The 16,024-nt window shown below is 72.6% G+C and carries 13 protein-coding genes; 7 read left to right on the top strand and 6 right to left on the bottom strand.

What is annotated here, in order from left to right; genetic code table 11:
* The first annotated feature begins 92 nt into the window (after positions 1–92).
* Positions 93–3,716: a BTAD domain-containing putative transcriptional regulator gene (locus EIY87_RS26490; protein ID WP_225440056.1), complete on the top strand. Its 3,624-nt coding sequence runs from the start codon at positions 93–95 to the stop codon at positions 3,714–3,716.
* Here EIY87_RS26490 and EIY87_RS26485 read toward each other — a convergent pair.
* Genes EIY87_RS26485 through EIY87_RS26465 form a run of 5 tightly spaced genes read right to left on the bottom strand, consistent with a single transcriptional unit; the run spans position 3,675 to position 8,647 of the window.
* The gene (locus EIY87_RS26485; protein ID WP_125312591.1) at positions 3,675–5,081 is read right to left on the bottom strand and encodes a GH1 family beta-glucosidase; all 1,407 of its coding nucleotides are present in this window, start codon (positions 5,079–5,081) and stop codon (positions 3,675–3,677) included. The two genes, EIY87_RS26490 and EIY87_RS26485, sit on opposite strands and share 42 nt — an antisense overlap.
* Positions 5,078–5,902 carry a carbohydrate ABC transporter permease gene (locus EIY87_RS26480; protein ID WP_125312590.1) on the bottom strand — a complete coding sequence of 275 codons (825 nt, stop codon included), beginning with the start codon at positions 5,900–5,902 and terminating at the stop codon, positions 5,078–5,080. The genes EIY87_RS26485 and EIY87_RS26480 overlap by 4 nt, the downstream gene beginning before the upstream one ends.
* Entirely contained in the window at positions 5,899–6,804 is a 906-nt protein-coding gene (locus EIY87_RS26475) for a carbohydrate ABC transporter permease (RefSeq protein ID WP_125312589.1), read from the bottom strand. The genes EIY87_RS26480 and EIY87_RS26475 overlap by 4 nt, the downstream gene beginning before the upstream one ends.
* A complete protein-coding gene (locus tag EIY87_RS26470; protein ID WP_125312588.1) occupies positions 6,804–8,060 on the bottom strand; it encodes an ABC transporter substrate-binding protein in 1,257 nt (418 codons plus the stop codon). Before EIY87_RS26470 ends, EIY87_RS26475 begins: the two co-directional genes overlap by 1 nt.
* Positions 8,061–8,068: 8 nt before the next feature.
* Positions 8,069–8,647 (bottom strand): helix-turn-helix transcriptional regulator, encoded by a 579-nt coding sequence (locus tag EIY87_RS26465; protein ID WP_125312587.1) that lies wholly within the window; start codon positions 8,645–8,647, stop codon positions 8,069–8,071.
* 137 nt (positions 8,648–8,784) lie between these two features.
* On the opposite strand from EIY87_RS26465, the gene EIY87_RS26460 reads away from it, so the two are divergent.
* The 6 genes from EIY87_RS26460 (at position 8,785) to EIY87_RS26435 (ending at position 14,178) form a co-directional block, all read left to right on the top strand.
* On the top strand, positions 8,785–9,966 hold the full coding sequence (locus EIY87_RS26460; RefSeq protein ID WP_191984274.1) for a glycoside hydrolase family 3 N-terminal domain-containing protein: 1,182 nt from the start codon (positions 8,785–8,787) through the stop codon (positions 9,964–9,966).
* 429 nt (positions 9,967–10,395) lie between these two features.
* Positions 10,396–11,010, top strand: coding sequence for a dihydrofolate reductase family protein (locus EIY87_RS26455; RefSeq protein ID WP_125312586.1), 615 nt, complete (start codon positions 10,396–10,398; stop codon positions 11,008–11,010).
* Positions 11,011–11,042: 32 nt separating this feature from the next.
* Positions 11,043–11,366, top strand: coding sequence for a YciI family protein (locus EIY87_RS26450; RefSeq protein ID WP_125312585.1), 324 nt, complete (start codon positions 11,043–11,045; stop codon positions 11,364–11,366).
* On the top strand, positions 11,363–12,595 hold the full coding sequence (locus EIY87_RS26445; protein ID WP_125312584.1) for an RNA polymerase sigma factor: 1,233 nt from the start codon (positions 11,363–11,365) through the stop codon (positions 12,593–12,595). The genes EIY87_RS26450 and EIY87_RS26445 overlap by 4 nt, the downstream gene beginning before the upstream one ends.
* 261 nt (positions 12,596–12,856) lie before the next feature.
* Entirely contained in the window at positions 12,857–13,726 is an 870-nt protein-coding gene (locus EIY87_RS26440) for an oxidoreductase (RefSeq protein ID WP_125312583.1), read from the top strand.
* A gap of 44 nt (positions 13,727–13,770) precedes the next feature.
* Positions 13,771–14,178: a hypothetical protein gene (locus EIY87_RS26435; RefSeq protein WP_125312582.1), complete on the top strand. Its 408-nt coding sequence runs from the start codon at positions 13,771–13,773 to the stop codon at positions 14,176–14,178.
* Here the strand turns inward: EIY87_RS26435 and EIY87_RS48480 are convergent.
* Positions 14,156–15,961 (bottom strand): MFS transporter, encoded by a 1,806-nt coding sequence (locus EIY87_RS48480; RefSeq protein WP_225440055.1) that lies wholly within the window; start codon positions 15,959–15,961, stop codon positions 14,156–14,158. The genes EIY87_RS26435 and EIY87_RS48480 overlap by 23 nt on opposite strands.
* Positions 15,962–16,024: the final 63 nt, after the last annotated feature.

Here is a 16,024-nt window from a genome sequence, read left to right as displayed (position 1 = left end):
GGTTGCCACGTCAGTAAGGTCACCGGTGTAACCGAGATGTCCCTGGGGGAATGGGGTCTGGGGCTCCGAGCCCCAGAGGGGACGGCAGTGGAATGCCACGGGATGCGGACAGCGGCCTGCGGGTGGGTGTGCTCGGCCCGCTGCGGGCCTGGCGCGGGGCGGCCGAAATCGGCCTCGGCCCCGCGCGTCAGCGTGCCGTCTTCGCCGTGCTCGCGGTCAACGCCGGGCGGCCGGTGCCCCGGGCCGAGCTGATCGCCGGTGTCTGGGGTGACGCCGCGCCCGCGAGCGTCGAGGGCAGCGTCCACACCTACGTCTCCGGGCTCCGCCGCGCGCTCGAACCGGACCGCTCGCGCTGGTCGGCGGCGAGTGTCCTGGTGTCGGATCCGGCCGGGTATTCGCTGCTGCTCGCGGAAGACGCGCTCGATGCCGCGCTGTTCGAACGGCACCGCGAGCACGCCCGGCGCCACCTCGACGGGGGCGATCCGCGGGCCGCCGTCGAAGAACTCGACGCCGCGCTCGCGCTCTGGCAGGGCGAAGCGCTTTCCGGGGTGCCGGGCGGGTTCGCCGAGCGGCACCGCGAATACCTCGCCGAGCTGCGGCTGGACACGCTCGAACGGCGGGCCGAGGCGGTGCTGGCCCTCGGCGGGCACCTCGACCTCGCGCCGGAGCTGGCCGTGCTGGCCGGCGAGCACCCTCTGCGGGAGTCCCTGCGCGAGTCGCTCATGCTCGCCCTCTACCGCAGCGGGCGGCACGCCGAGGCGCTCGACGTCTTCCGCGACGCCCGCGCCACGCTCGTCGAGGAGCTCGGCGTCGAGCCCGGCCCGGCCTTGCAACAGCTGCACCAGCGGATCCTCGCCCAGGACCCCGGGCTCGACGCACCCGCGGCGCCGGTCGTGGTCACCGGGCACCGGCTGTTCGGGCGGGAAGCCGAAACCAAGACCCTCGCCGGACTCGTCGCCGACGTCCGCGCCGGCCGCGGGCGGGCCGTCTGGATCGAGGGCGAGGCGGGCATCGGCAAGTCCGAGCTGCTCGCCGGTTCGCTGCCGGACGGCCCCGGCTACCAGCGGCTTTCCGCCGCCGCGGACGAGCTGAGCACCCGGTTCCCCTTGCAGGTCATCCTGGAGTGCCTGGCGATCGACGTGCATTCGGCCGACCCGCGGCGCGCGCGGGTGGCGCAGGAACTCGCCGGCGAAGGCCCGGTGCGGCGCAGCTGGGGCCCGGCCGACCCGGTGCTCGGCGCCGTCGACCGGCTGCTGGCCCTGGTCGACGAGCTCTGCGCGCACTCGCCGCAGGTGCTGGTGATCGACGACCTCCAGTGGGCGGACGAGGCGTCCGTGCTGGTCTGGCACCGGCTCTGCGCGGCGACCCGGCAGCTGCCACTGCTGCTGGTGGCCGCGACCCGCCCGGCGCCGGACCGCGCCGAGCTCGCCCAGCTGCGCCGCGGCGTCCAGGCGCGCGACGGCGTCGTGCTCGACCTCGCGCCGCTGACCGGCGACGACGTCGGACGGCTGATCGAGGACCGGATCGGGGCGCCGCCCGGGCCGGGGCTGCGCGAGCTGGCCGCCCGTGGCGCCGGGAACCCGTTGTACGTCAAGGAAATGGTCGACGTCCTGCTGCGCGCCGGCGCGGTCGAGGTGAGCGGCGGCGAGGCCGACGTCGACGACCCGGCCGAGTTCGAGGCACCCAGTTCGCTGGTCGCCGCGGTCGACCGGCGGTTGGACTTCCTCAGCACGCGGACGCAGGAAGTGCTGCGCTGGGGTGCGTTGCTGGGCATGGAGTTCGCGGTCGGGGACGTCGCCGCGGTGCTCGGCAGCCGGCCGTCGGACCTGCTGGAGCCGCTCGAAGAAGCCGTCTCGGCGAACGTCCTCATCGACACCGGCACGCAGCTCGCGTTCCGGCATCCCCTGCTGCGCCAAGCGCTTTACGACCGGTTGCCGGGGGCGACGCGGGCGGCGCTGCACCGGCAGGCGGCCGAGGCGCTCGCCGGGATCGGCGCGCCGGTGAAGCGGGTCGCCGAACAGCTGGTGGCCGCACCGGCCACAGTGGACGAATGGGTGCTGGACTGGCTCGCCGGGCACCACGCCGCCGTCTCCAACCGGGCGCCGCTGATCGCCGTCGAACTGCTGGAACGGGCGCTGGCCGCCGGGGCCGGGTCGCGCCGGGAGGTGCTGCTCGTCGCGCTGGTCAAGGTGCTGTTCCGGCTGGAGCGAAGCCCGGAAACCCAAGCGCAGCAGGCCATCGAGGTCGCCACCGATCCGGATTCCGTCGAGGAGATGCGGCACATCGTCGCGGCGCTGCGGCACCGCCGCGGCGACACCGAAGGCGCGGTCGCCACGCTGGCCGGCGTGGTCGACGACCCGGCCGTGCCCGAGATCTGGCGGGTCAAGCACCGGCAGCTGCTGGCCAACTTCCGGCGTGGTGATCTGTCCGATTTGGACGCGGCGGAAAAGGCGGCACGAGAGACCAAAGCGCTCGCCGGTGGCGACCGGTACGTGACCGCGCACGCGCTGCAGACGTTGTGGCTGGTCGATTCGGTGCGCCGCGAGCACGACCGCGCGCTCGGCCACGTCGACGCGGCGATCGAGGCCGTCGGCGACGAGCACGAGCTGGCCGACCTGCACCTCGACCTGCTCGACAACCGCGTCTTCACGCTGCAGAACCTCGACCGCCTCGCCGAAGCGGGCGACGCCCTGCGCGCGGCGGGCGAAGTCGCGGCACGGCATGCGCTACCCGTCGGGTTGCAGGTTTCCGCGGCCGTGCACCGGTACTGGGAAGGCCGCTGGGACGAGGCGCTGGTCGAGCTGGACACGGTCATCGAGGACGGCCCGGCGATCACGTTCTACGGCCTGCGCGAGCCCGGTCCGGCCGCGCTGCTGCTGCACGGCGTCGCCGCGCTGATCGCCGGCCGCCGCGACGACCGGGCCCAGGCCGCCGCCCACCTCGACGCGGCGGAGGAGTACGCCCCGGCGACCGGCGCCGAGCGCGAAAGCTTCGACTTCCTGCTGGTCGCCGACGCCCTCGCGGCCGAACAGCGCGGCGACCGGGTCCGCGCGCTGACCGTCCTCGAGCCGATCCTGAACCCGACGTACGCGGCGATGATGCTGCGCCACCAATGGTTGCCGGCGTTCGTGCGGCTGGCGATGGAGCAGGACGACCGCGTGCGCGCGCGCCGCGCCCTCGACGTCTGCGAAGAAGAGGCGGCGAAGGAACGGCGTCCGGCGCGGGCGCACGCGGCGGCGTCGTGGTGCCGCGGCCTGATCGAGGAGGACCCGGCCGCGGTGCTGGCCACGGCCGAGCACTTCCGCGCGGTCGGCCGCCGCCCGGAACTGGCGACGGCGCTGGAGGACGCGGCCGTGCTGCTGGCCCGCGCGGGCCGGCTGGACGCGGCGCAGGCGGCGTTCGAGGAGGCCGCCGAGCTCTACACGGTGTTGTCCGCGCGCTGGGACCTGCGGCGCGCGGAGACCCGCCTGCGCCGCCTCGGGGTCCGCCGCGGCGCGGTGTTCTCGCCGATCCGCCCCGGGCACGGCTGGGAATCGCTCACGCCGATCGAGGTCCGCATCGCCGGCCTGGTCGCCGAAGGCCGCTCCAACCCGGACATCGCGGCCGAGCTTTCGCTGCCGCGGCGGACGGTCCAGGCGCACGTGGCCCGCCTGCTCGGAAAACTGGAGACGCCCTCACGCTCCGGCGTCGCCGACGCCGTCCGGCGGCGCACCTAGCGCGTTGGCCTTCGCGACCCGGCCGAGGTACCGGCCGGAGTCCTTGACGGTCCGCCGCTGGGTGTCGAAGTCGACGTGCACCAGGCCGAAGCGCTGGGTGTACCCCATCGCCCACTCGAAGTTGTCGAGCAGCGACCAGGCGAAGTACCCGCGGACGTCGGCGCCGCCGCGGATCGCGTCGTGCACCGCTTCCAGGTGTTCGGCGAAGTAGTGGACGCGGTCGTGGTCGCGCACCCGGCGGTCGACCACCTCGTCCACAAAGGATGCACCGTTTTCCGCCACGATCAACGGAAGCCCGCCGGACCGCTCGTCGATCCACCGGAGCAGCTCGGTCAGCGTGCCCGGCGACTGTTCCCAGCCGAACGCGGTCAGCGGCGGCGGCGCGGGCAGCACGTCCAGGCCGCGCAAGCCCGGCAGCGGACAGTTGCTGGGGCCAACCGGGTCTTCGAGCGGGGTCACGCGCGCGGGGGCGTAGTAGTTCACGCCCAGCCAGTCGATCGCCGCCGCGATGACGTCGGTGTCGCCGTCGCGCACGGCCGCGGCGAACCGGCCGCCGTGGTGCTCGACGTCCGCTACGACGTCTTCGGGATATCCCTTGCCCAGCACGGGGTCCAGGAAGAACCGGTTGTGGATGCCGTCGAACTTGCGCGCCGCCTCGCGGTGGGCCGGGGTGTCGCCGTCCGGGATCGCCGGGGCGAAGTTCAGCGCCAGCGAGAACTCGTGCCCCGGCCGCGCCTGCTCGGTGAGCGCGCGCGTCGCCAGGCCGTGCGCGAGCAGCAGGTGGTGCGCCGCGACCAGCGCGGTGTCGTAGTCCTGGACGCCCGGCGCGTGCACCCCGCTGCCGTAGCCGAGGAAGGCCGCGCAGAACGGTTCGTTGACCGTCGTCCACTGGTTCACGCGGTCGCCGAGCGCGTCGTGCACGGCCACCGCGTAGTCGGCGAACCGCGAGGCGGTGTCGCGTTCCGGCCAGCCGCCGTCGTCTTCCAGCGCCTGCGGCAGGTCCCAGTGGTAGAGCGTCAGCACCGGGACGACGTCGCGGCTCAGCAGCTCGTCGACCAGCCGGTCGTAGAAGCCGAGGCCGGCCGCCGACTTCGTCCGCCCGTCGGGCATCACCCGCGGCCAGGCGACCGAGAAGCGGTAGGCGTTGAGGCCGAGGTCCGCCAGCAGGCCGATGTCTTCGGGGTAGCGGTGGTAGTGGTCGCAGGCGACGTCGCCGGTCGCGCCGCCGAGCACCTTGCCGTCGGCGGCCGCGAAGGTGTCCCAAATGGACGGTCCGCGGCCGCCTTCGCCGACGCCGCCTTCCACCTGGTACGACGCGGTCGCCGCGCCCCACAGGAACCCCGGCGGGAATTCGGGTCCGGTCACACTGGCGCCCCTTTCAGGATTCCCTGGACGATGTAGCGCCCCAGCAGCAGGAACAACGCGATGACGGGCACGACGCCGAGGGTCGCGCCGGTCAGCATCAGCGCGTAGTCGGTGTAGTAGCCGCTCGCCAGCCGTGACAGGGCCACCTGCACGGTCGGTGTTTCGTTGGGGTCGAGTACCACGAGCGGCCAGAAGTAGTCGTTCCACGTGGCCATGAAGGTGAGCATCGCGAGCACCGCGGCCGGCGCGCGCAACGCGGGCACGGCGACGTGCCAGTAGGTGCGCAGGACCGAGCAGCCGTCGACGGTGGCGGCGTCGACGAGGTCGGCGCTGATCGCGTTCTCGCAGGCCTGGCGCATCCAGAACACGCTGAACGCGCTGACCAGCGCCGGCACGATCACCGCTTCCAGCCGCCCGTACCAGCCGAGGTCGCCGACGACGAGGTACAGCGGGATGACCCCGAGCTGCGCCGGCACCATCGCCGAACCGACGACGAGCAGGAAAAGCGTGTTGCGGCCGGGGAACCGCAGCCGGGCGAAGGCGAACCCGGCGAGGCTGGCCAGCACGACGTTGGCCGCCATGACCGTGGTCGCGACGATCAGCGAATTCCCGGTGGCGAGCCAGAAGTCGACCGTGTCGAAGACGCGGCGCACGTTTTCGACGAGGTGCCCGCCCGGCACCAGCACCGGCGCCGGCTCCCCGATCGCCGCGTTGTCGCGCGTGGCCACGACGAACGACCAGTACAGCGGGAAGACGGACGCGCCGAGCACGCCGGTCAGCACCGCGTACACCCAGCCGCCCGGACGGCGCCGCGCGGTCACGGCGCACCCACGAACCGGCGCACCAGCCGATAGTTGACCAGCGCGAAGAGCGCGCAGACCACGAACAGCACCCACGTCAGCGCCGCCGCGTACCCGGCGTTGAACTGCGTGAAGCCCTTTTCGTAGAGGTACATCACGAGCGTCTGGAACTGGCGGTCGTTGCCGCCGGTGGCGCCGGAGCCACCGGCGTCGAACAGCTGCGGCTCGGCGAAGAGCTGGAGGCCGCTGACCGTGCCGGCGACGGCGGTGAACGCGATCGCGGGCCGGATGCCCGGCACGGTGATCGACCAGAACGTCCGCCACCGCGAGGCGCCGTCGAGCTCCGCGGCTTCGTAGAGGTCGCCCGGGACGGCCTGCATCGCGGCCAGGTAGATCAGCGCGTTGTAGCCGGTCCAGCGCCAGAGCACCATGCTCGCCACGGCGAAGTGCGACGTCCAGGTCGTCGCCTGCCAGTTGACCGGCGCGACGCCGAACCAGCCGAGCACTTCGTTGACGACGCCGTAGTCGCGGCTGAACAGCTGCCCGAACACCAGCCCGATGGCGACGACGGAGACGACGTTCGGCAGCAGGATCCCGGTGCGCCACCAGGTCGCGGCGCGCAGCGGCCGGTCGAGCAGCGCCGCGATGCCCAGTGCCAGCAGGAATTCCGGGACGGCGGCCAGCAGGAAGATGCTCACGGTGTTGGCGAGCGCGTTGTAGAAGTGCGGGTCGGCGAGCAGTTCGCCGTAGTTGGCGAGGCCGAGCCGGCCCTGGCCGCCTTCGAGCAGGTTCCAGTCGTGCAGCGAAACCCACGCGGTGTAGAGCAGCGGGTAGACGCCGAAGACGGCGAACAGCCCGAAGAACGGCGCGACGAGCAGCAGCGGCGTGACCTTGCGGTCGAAGCGGGCGAGCCGGTGGCGCACTATTTCAGCAGGGCTCGGGCTTGCTGGACGGCTTGCGCCCAGGCCTGGTCGACGGTCTGCGTCTTGTCCTCGATCCGCCCGAGCGCGCGGCCGAACTCCGGCCGGACGTCGGCGTCGTGCAGGCCTCGGTAGTTCGGCCGCAGCCGGTCGGCCGAGGCCGCGAAGATCCGCCCGGTCGGCGCGTCCCCGAAGTACGGATCGGTGTGCGCGATGACCTGCGGGTCTTCGTAGACGGACGGTTCGCTGGGCAGGATGCCTTCGGCGAGGAACAGTTTCTTCTGCTGCTCCGGCGCGGTCAGCCAGCGCGCGAGCTCGTAGGCCTCCTTCTGGTGCGTGCCCTGCTTCGGCACGGTCAGGAACGAGCCGCCCTGGTTGCCGCTCTTGCCCGGCACGGTCGTGACGTCCCACTTGCCCTTGTTGGCGTCCCCGCCGGCTTCCTTGATCTGGCTGAGCATCCACGCCGGGCACGCGACGGTGGCGAACGAGCCCTGCTTGATCGCGACGTTCCACGCCTGCGTGAACGTGGTCGCCGCCGCCGTCTGCCCCTTCGCGGCGATGCCGCCGGACAGCTCGAAAGCCGTGCGGACGCTGGGATTGGTGTCGGCGATGAAGGAGTCGTCCCGCTGGGAGAAGTAGTTCTCGGGCGACTGGTTGAGCATCGCCGTGTAGACGGTGCCGGCGGAGTCGGCGAACTTCACGCCGGGCGTCTTCTGCGTGAAGCGATCGGCCGCGGCGGCGTAGGCGGGCCAGTCGGGGATGAGCTTCGCGACCTCGTCGCGGTCGGTCGGCAGGCCCGCGGCCTGGAAGAGGTCGCGCCGGTAGCAGAGGGCGAGGCTGCCCATGTCGGTGCCGAGCCCGAGCACGAAGTCCCCGTCGGTGCCCTGCGCCCACTTCCACGGCGCCCACTGCTTTTCCAGGTCACGGGCACCGAAGGACGCGAGGTCGGTGAACTTGTCCTTCGCCTTCCGGTACTGCGGGATGTACTGCTCTTCGATCGCGACGACGTCGGCGGCACCGCGCCCGGTGGCGAGCTGCGTCGCGAGGCCCTTGTGGTGGGTGTCGAAATCGGTGACGCGGTTCTGCACCGTGATGTCGGGGTGCAGCTTCTCGTACTCCGCGATCAGCGGCGCGTAACCGAACTCGCCGAAGGTCGCGATCGTGAGCTTCGTCCGGTCACCGGACTCGGCGGGGCTGCAGGCGGCGAGCAGGGTCAGCGCGGCGACCGCGGCGGCGGTCCGGCGAACGGTCGTGGGCACGGGCTCCCTCAGATCACCCCGGCCCGTACGGCGTACGCGACCGCGTGCGGCCGGTTGCGCAGGTTGAGCCGGTTGGTCATGGCGTAGATGACGTTCTTCACGGTCCGCTCCGAGTAGCAGAGCTTGCCCGCGATCTCGGCAGTGTCCCAGCCTTCGGCCATCAAGCGAAGCACATCCACCTCGCGCGGCGTCAGCGCGGCCCCGCTGCCCTCCTGCGCCAGCGCCTCGACCTGCTCGCGCAGCGACGTCGTGCGCCCCCGCGCGGCGGCGAGCACGCTCTCGGTGAGCCGGTCGAGCGCGGTCCGCGGCAGCACGGCGGAGACGTGGCAGTCGGCCAGCACGCTCAGGTGCGCCGGGTCGACGTGCCCGGCGACGAGCACGATGGCGGCCGGCGACTCGGCGGCCGCGGCCCGCAGCGCGGCGACGACCTCCCGGTCCACCTGCCCGACGGCGAACACCAGGACCGAAGCCTCACCCCGGCGGGCCCGCGGGACGACCAGCAGCTCCGGACGCGACTTCAGGTGGTTGATCAGCCCGGTCAGGGCGATCGGGTCCGACGCCCACGCCGCCACTCGCACCTGGTCCATCGAGCCCTCCTCAGCCATTTTCCGACAGCCTCACTCTGCTGGGGGCGCCTTCACGAATTCTCTAACCGCGGTGGAGCCGTTCTTCACGCCGTGAAGTCGACTACGGTCGTGGGGCACGCAGACGAGTGAAGGGACCGATGAACCGCCGACGTCTTGCCGCCTTCGGGGTGGCGTTCTCCCTCGTGGCCGGGTGTCTGCTGGTCGTGGGCCTGCAGCCGCGGACGGTGTCCGGACTGGCGTTGCCCCTGGCTTCCCCGCCCCCTTCTTCCGCCAGCGCGGCTGTCCCGCCCGCGGCGCCGGCCCCGACGTCGAGGCTGGCCCGCCCGGGCGACTGCGCGTCGCTGGCCGGGACCCTCGACGCCCGCGCCCAGGTCGCGCAGCTGGTCGTCGTCGGCGTCTCCGGCGACAACCCGGCCGCCACGGTTTCCCTGGTGCGCGAGCACCAGGTCGGCGGGATCTTCATCGGCGGTAACGCAACAGCGTTGTTGAAAGACCGCGCCCTGGCCGCGGTCCAGGCGGTGGCCAGGGTGCCGGTGGCGGTGTCGGTCGACGAGGAGGGCGGCCGCGTCCAGCGCATCGACGACCTCGACGGCGACCTCCCCTCGGCCCGGACGATGGCCGCGACGAAGTCCCCGGACCAGGTCCGCGCCCTGGCCGCCGAGCGCGGCCGCCAGCTGCACGCCCGCGGCGTGACGGTCGACTTCGCCCCGGACACCGACGTCACCGACTCCCCGGACGACGACGTGATCGGCGACCGCTCCTTCAGCCCGGACCCGGCGCGCGTGAAGACGTACGCGAAGGCGTTCGCCGAGGGTCTGCGCGAGGCGGGCGTCCAGCCGGTGCTGAAGCACTTCCCCGGCCACGGCCACGGCTCGGGCGACTCCCACAAGGGCACGGTCGTGACACCCCCGCTCGCGCGGCTGCGGTCGGTCGACCTGGTCCCCTACCGCGACCTCGCCGACTACGGCCCGGTCGCGGTGATGGTCGGCCACCTCGACGTACCCGACCTGACCGCCGGCGTCCCGGCGTCCCTGGCACCCCCGGCGTACCAGCTGCTGCGCGGCGAGTTCGGCTTCACCGGACCGGTCCTCACGGACGACCTCGGGGCGATGAAGGCGATCACGGCGCAGTATTCCTTGCCGGACGCGGTGCTGAAGGCCCTGCAGGCCGGCGCCGACCAGGCGTTGTGGTCCTCCGGGGGCCGCGTGGACGAGGTACTGGACCGGCTGGTGAAGGCCGTGCGGTCCGGGGAGCTGCCGCAGCAGCGGGTGCAGGAGTCGGTGACGCGCGTGCTGCGGGGCAAGGGCCTCTGCGGCTGAGTTTCCCGCTCGGCGCTCGGTAGTGTCGCCCGGTGGGGTTCGGACAGCGGGCACGCCGGGTGCCTGGCGCACGGGCGACGGGTCGCGGCCCTGTGTTCGTGCGTGGGTCCCTACCACCCGATCGGGCACCGGGCGCTTCCCCGCCGAGCTGGCCGGGCCCTACCAGCGGCACGAGCGCGCGGGGCTGCGTGCGCTGGCGGCGCTGGAGGTCTGGCGCGCGGTGGCCACGGCGTACGAGGTCCGCGCCCTCGTCGTTCGCTGCATCGCCTCCGGCGCCCGGCTTGCCTCCGACCAGCCGGGGTGGCCCTCGTGGCATCCGCCGCGAATCTCCGAAAAGATTTCGCCGGCGGTGTCGGATCGGCGCGGTGGCGTTCGTAGCAGGGGTGAGGCCGCCCGCGAGGGGCGGCGCCGAGACGGAGGAGCCCCACCATGAAGCTGACGACCGTGACCCAGCTGACCCTCGACGGAGTCGTCCAGGGCAACGGCGGCGCGTCCGACGAGGACCGCCGCAACGGCTTCGACCGCGGCGGCTGGGCCCTGGGCCGGGGCGACGACGAGACCCGGGCGTTCATCACGCGGACCTACCAGCGCGCGGACGCCTTCCTGTTCGGCCGGCGCACCTACGACCTGTTCTTCAGCTCCTGGGGGACGGTCGACCAGATGCGCGCGCACCCGATCGGCGTGGCCCTGGAGCAGGCCCCCAAGTACGTCGCGTCGACGACGTTGACCGACCCGGCGTGGCCGGGCACCACCGTCCTGCCCGCCGACCTCGCCGCGGCCATCGGCGAGCTGAAGGCCAAGCCCGGCGGCGAGCTGCAGGTGCACGGCAGTGGCACCCTGGTCCGGTGGCTGCTGGCGAACGACCTGGTCGACGAGCTGGTCCTGACCGTGGTCCCGGTCGTCCTCGGCCAGGGCAAGCGGCTCTTCCCGGCCGACGGCCCCGACCTCGCGCTCGAGCTGGTCGAGTCGCGAGTGGACTCGAAGGGCGTGACGACCCAGGTCCTCCGCCCCGCCGGCCGGCCCCAGTACCCCGCGACCGCGTGACGCCCCCGACCACCCAAGACGAGGAGTTTCGGATGCAGTACCTGGTTTCCGTGATCGACGACAAGGACAACCCCGGCAGCACGGACCGCCAGCCCGCCATCAGCGAGTTCAACGAACGCCTGATCGCCGAGGGCTACTGGGTCTTCGCGGGCGGCCTCGCGGCCACCGACGCCGCCACGGTCGTCGACAACCGCGGCGAGCAGACCGTGGTCACGGACGGGCCGTTCGTGGAGTCGAAGGAGTACCTCGCCGGCGTCTGGGTGTGGGAGGCCCCCGATCTGGACGTCGCCCTCCGGCTCGCCACCGAGGCGTCGAAGGTCTGCGACCGCAAGATCGAGGTCCGGCCGTTCCTGTGACCGACGCCGAGGAAGCGATCACCCAGGCTCACCACGAGGAGTGGGCGCGGGTCGTGGCCGCACTGACCAGGCGCTTCGGCGACCTCGACATCGCCGAGGAGGCCGCGGCCGAGGCGTTCGCGACCGCCGTCGAGCGCTGGCCGTCCGACGGCGTGCCGCCCAACCCCGGCGCCTGGCTGACCACCACCGCCAACCGCAAGGCCATCGACCGCATCCGGCGCGAGAGCAAGCGCGACGACAAGCAGAAGGAGGCGCAGCTGGTGTACGACGACGACCCACCCGAACCCCTCGGCGCCATCGACGACGACCGGCTCCGGCTGATCTTCACCTGCTGCCACCCGGCGCTGGCGACCGAAGCCCGCCTGGCGCTGACGCTCCGCATGGTCGGCGGCCTGACGGTGCCCGAGATCGCCCGCGCCTTCCTGGTCGCCGAAACCACCATGGGGCAACGGATCACCCGCGCGAAGGCCAAGATCAAGGCCGCTCGCATTCCGTATCGTGTGCCGTCCGCAGAGGACCTCCCTTCCCGCGTTTCCGGCGTGCTCGCCGTGTTGTTCCTGGTCTTCAACGAGGGCTACCTGGCGACCGGCCCGGACACCGATCCCGTGCGCCAGGACCTGACGGCCGAGGCGATCCGCCTCACCCGCCTGATCCGCGCCCTCCTCCCGGAGGACGGCGAGGTGACCGGCCTGCTGGCGTTGATGCTCCTCACCGAAGCCCGCCGTTCCGCTCGTCTCTCGGCGAGCGGCGAACTGGTCGCCCTCGACGAGCAGGACCGCGGCGCCTGGGACGCGGAGCTCATCGCCGAGGGGCATCGGCTGGTGCGCGAACGCCTTGCCAGCGGGGTCGCCCCGGGGCGGTATCAGGTTCTTGCCGCGATCAACGCCGTGCACACCTCCGCTCGGGACATGCGCGATACCGATTGGTCACAAGTCCTCGCTCTCTACGATCAGCTCGTCCGTCTTGATCCGTCGCCGGTCGTCGCGCTCAACCGGGCTGTGGCGGTCGCCGAGCTCGACGGGCCCGAGGTGGCGCTGGCTGCTGTGGGTCGTCTCGAGTCCCGCTTGGCCGGTTATCACCCTTTCCACGCCACACGGGCTGATTTGCTGCGTCGGCTGGGTCGTGGTGAGGAGGCGCGGGCGGCTTATGACGAGGCCATTGCTTTGGCGGGCAACACCGCGGAGACCGCCGCGTTGACTCGCCGGCGGGATCAGTTGGGCGGGGCATGATCGGGCCCGTACAGGTTCAAGTCTTCACAGTGATCTCCTTTCGCGGGCCCGCTCTCCCGGCCACACCACCAACGCTACCGAACAAGCGTGCGAAAGATCATCGCTGGATCGGGTGAAACCGAGCCGTCGTTTTCCCTTGCGCCGCAACGGAAATCGACGTGAGCAGCCCCCAATTCCATCCTACCGGCGACCACCGACAAAACCGGTCGCGCCGAGGTGCCGCCTACACTCCACACAACAGCACCCGACGCAAGGAGCGGCATGGCGAACCTGGGCGGCACCTACCCCCTCGGCGGCGAATTCACGGTCACCCGCATGGGATACGGCGCCATGCAACTGGCCGGCCCCGGCGTCTGGGGGCCGCCGAAGGACCACGACACCGCCGTCGCCGTGCTGCGGGAGGCCGTCGACAGCGGGGTCACCCACCTCGACACCAGTGACTACTACGGTCCGCACACCGTCAACGCGCTCATCAAGGAGGCGCTCCACCCGTACCCCGAAAACCTGTGCATCGTCACGAAAGTCGGCGCGCGGCGGAGTGCGGACAAGGCGTGGCCGGCCGCGTTGTCGGCGGAGGAACTCACCCAGGCCGTGCACGACAACCTGCGGAACCTCGGGGTCGACGCGCTCGACGTCGTCAACCTGCGGCTGAGCAACGCCGCCGGGGACTACCCCGTCGAGATGTCGCTCGCCGAACCGTTCGGGGTGCTCGCGGACCTGCGGGCGCAGGGGCTCATCCGGCAGCTCGGCGTCAGCCACGTCACCGCCGAGCAGCTCGACGAGGCCAAGGCCATCGCGCCCGTCGTGTGCGTGCAGAACCAGTACAACCTCGCGCACCGGGAAAACGATCCCCTCGTCGACAAGTGCGCCGCCGAGGGGATCGCGTTCGTGCCGTACTTCCCGCTCGGCGGGTTCAGCCCGCTGCAGTCCGGGCTGCTCGACGACTGCGCCGCGCGGGTCGGGGCCACGCCGATGCAGGTCGCGCTGGCCTGGCTGCTGCAGCGGTCGCCGTCGATGCTGCTGATTCCCGGTACCTCCTCGCCGGAACACCTGCGGGAGAACCTCGCCGCCGCCGAACTCGAACTGCCCGGCGACGTTCTCGCCGATCTCGACCGGATCGGCGCGCCCTGATCGCTACGCTGAGCACGCACACAGGCACGAGAACGGAGAAAAGCGTGGCGCAGTGGGGCGATCTGGTCGCTTACATCAGGGAGTCGTACCGGGTGGTGCGCGACGAGCCCGACGAGATCCGCATCCGCCTGGTCTTCGGCGACGAGCCCGACACCGAACAGCGTGCGCAGATCGTCGTGATCGCCCGCGAAATCCTCGACCAGCGCGAGGACTGGGTGCAGATCGCGACGCCGTTCGCGCGGCACGACGAGGTCGACCTCCTCGCCGTGCTGACCGAGGTCGGCGAGGCGATCGTGGTGGGCGGGATCGCCGTGATGGGCGACCACCTCGTGCTGCGCCACTCGCTGCCGCTGATCAACCTCGACATCAACGAGTTCACCGACCCGCTCGAGCTGGTCGCCGGCGCGGCAGAGCTGCTGGAGCAGCAGTTCACCGGCCGCGACGACTACTGAGCGGGACCACGGCGGCGGCCGCGGCGACGACCAGCCCGGCGCCGAGGCCGAGCGGTGCCGTCGCGGTGCCGCTGCCCAGGTAGAGCCCGCCGAGGAGGGCGACGCCGAGGGTGCCGCCCAGCTGCTGCACGGCGTTGAGCAGTCCGGCCGCCGAGCCCGTCTCGTGCGGCCGGACGCGGGCCAGCGCCGCGGTGAAGAACGGCACGGTGAACGTGCCCATCCCGAGCCCGCACAGCGCCAGCGCGACCGGCAGCGGCCACGGGTAGCCCGGCACCGAGGCGTAGACCGCGACCGCGGCGAGGATTCCGAGCAGCAGCAACGCCAGCCCGCCGAACATCACGCGCGCGCCGAACCGCGGCACCAGCCGCGCGCCGGCGAACCACGACGAAACCGCGAGCCCGGCCGAGAGCGGCAGCAGGGTCAGGCCCGCAGTGCGGACGTCGGCGCCCAGACCGAGCTGGAGCTGCATCGGGACCACCTGCATCAGCCCGGTCATCGCCGCGAAGAACAGCAGCGACCCGGCGAGCGCCGCCGGGAAGCCGCGGTGGGTGAACAGGCTCGGCTCGACCAGGGGTGCGGCCGAGCGGCGCTGGTGGAACCCGAACGCGACGAGGGCCGCGGCGCCGGCCGCGAGCAGGCGCCAATCCGGGCCGGCCGGGTCGAGGAGCGGGTAGACGAGGAGGGCCGTGCCCGCGACGACGAGCGCGGTGCCGATGGGGTCGATCCGGGGCCGGGCTTGCTCTTCGGGCGACCTCGCACCGGGAAGCGCCGGGTCCGGTTGCGGCCGCGCGGCGGCCTGGTCCTCGCACGACCCCGTAGCGGCGGCGAGCGCGGTGCCCGCGGGGTCCGGCTGCGGCCGCGCGGCGGGCCGGTCCTCGCACGACCCCGCACCCGCTGAGTCGATCTGCGGCCAGGCTGCGGCCCGCTCGCCGCGCAGCCCTGCCCCGGCAACCGAGGTGCCCGCGAGGTCCAGCTGCGGCCGCGCCACGGCCCGGACCTCGCACGACCCCGCACCCGCTGAGTCGATCTGCGGCCAGGCTGCGGCCCGCTCGCCGCGCAGCCCTGCCCCGGCAACCGAGGTGCCCGCGGGGTCCAGCTGCGGCCGCGCGGCGGGCCGCTCCTCACACGACCCCGCCGCAGCGGGACCGACCCGCGGCCGGGCGGCTTGCACTCCGCCCGGTCCCGCACCGGCAAGCGCGGCCTGGTCGACCCGCGGCCCCGCCGTAGCACCGTCCTCGTGCAACAGCCGCGCCGCGAAGAACACCGTGAGGCCGAGCGGGACGTTCACCAGGAACGCCGCCCGCCACGACACCGCCTCCGTGAGCAATCCGCCGAGCAGCGGACCCGTCACCGCCGACAGGCCCATCACCGGGCCGATCGTGCCGAGGGCCTTCGCCAGCTCCGCGCCGTCGAAGAGGGCTCGGATCAGGCCGATCGTCTGCGGGATGACCAACGCCGCCGCCGCTCCCTGGGCTGCTCTCGCGCCGATCAGGACTCCCGCGTTCTGGGCGGCCGCGCACGCCACTGAAGCCAGCACGAAACCCGCCACGCCGATCTTGAACACCTTGGCGCGCCCGAACACGTCGCCCAAGCGGCCGCCGGTGATCAGGAAGGCCGCGAACGGCAGTGTGTACGCCGCGGTGAACCACGGGACGGCGGCGGCCGGGGCCGGGATCGCCGGGCCCGCGACCTGCACGATCGTGGCGTCGAGGAGGTTCATCGCCTCGGCGGTGAGCAGGACGGCGAGTGCGGCCCAGCGGAGGCGGTACGTGGTGATCGGCATGAGGCAACCCTTTCGCCGGCCACCACCGGGCTTCCAGCTGCCAGCGGAAAACTGCGGATTTCT

Origin of the sequence: Amycolatopsis eburnea (genome assembly GCF_003937945.1) — a bacterium.
Lineage (GTDB): Bacteria > Actinomycetota > Actinomycetes > Mycobacteriales > Pseudonocardiaceae > Amycolatopsis > Amycolatopsis eburnea.
Note: the sequence above shows the minus strand (reverse complement) of the source record. Positions and strands in the feature narration are given on the sequence as shown.

Coding starts and splice junctions, on each gene's coding strand:
- EIY87_RS26440 (WP_125312583.1), top strand. CDS start 12,857: ATGGCGAACCTGGGCGGCACCTACCCCCTCGGCGGCGAATTCACGGTC.
- EIY87_RS26460 (WP_191984274.1), top strand. CDS start 8,785: ATGAACCGCCGACGTCTTGCCGCCTTCGGGGTGGCGTTCTCCCTCGTG.
- EIY87_RS48480 (WP_225440055.1), bottom strand. CDS start 15,961: ATGCCGATCACCACGTACCGCCTCCGCTGGGCCGCACTCGCCGTCCTG.
- EIY87_RS26465 (WP_125312587.1), bottom strand. CDS start 8,647: ATGGACCAGGTGCGAGTGGCGGCGTGGGCGTCGGACCCGATCGCCCTG.
- EIY87_RS26450 (WP_125312585.1), top strand. CDS start 11,043: ATGCAGTACCTGGTTTCCGTGATCGACGACAAGGACAACCCCGGCAGC.
- EIY87_RS26455 (WP_125312586.1), top strand. CDS start 10,396: ATGAAGCTGACGACCGTGACCCAGCTGACCCTCGACGGAGTCGTCCAG.
- EIY87_RS26490 (WP_225440056.1), top strand. CDS start 93: ATGCCACGGGATGCGGACAGCGGCCTGCGGGTGGGTGTGCTCGGCCCG.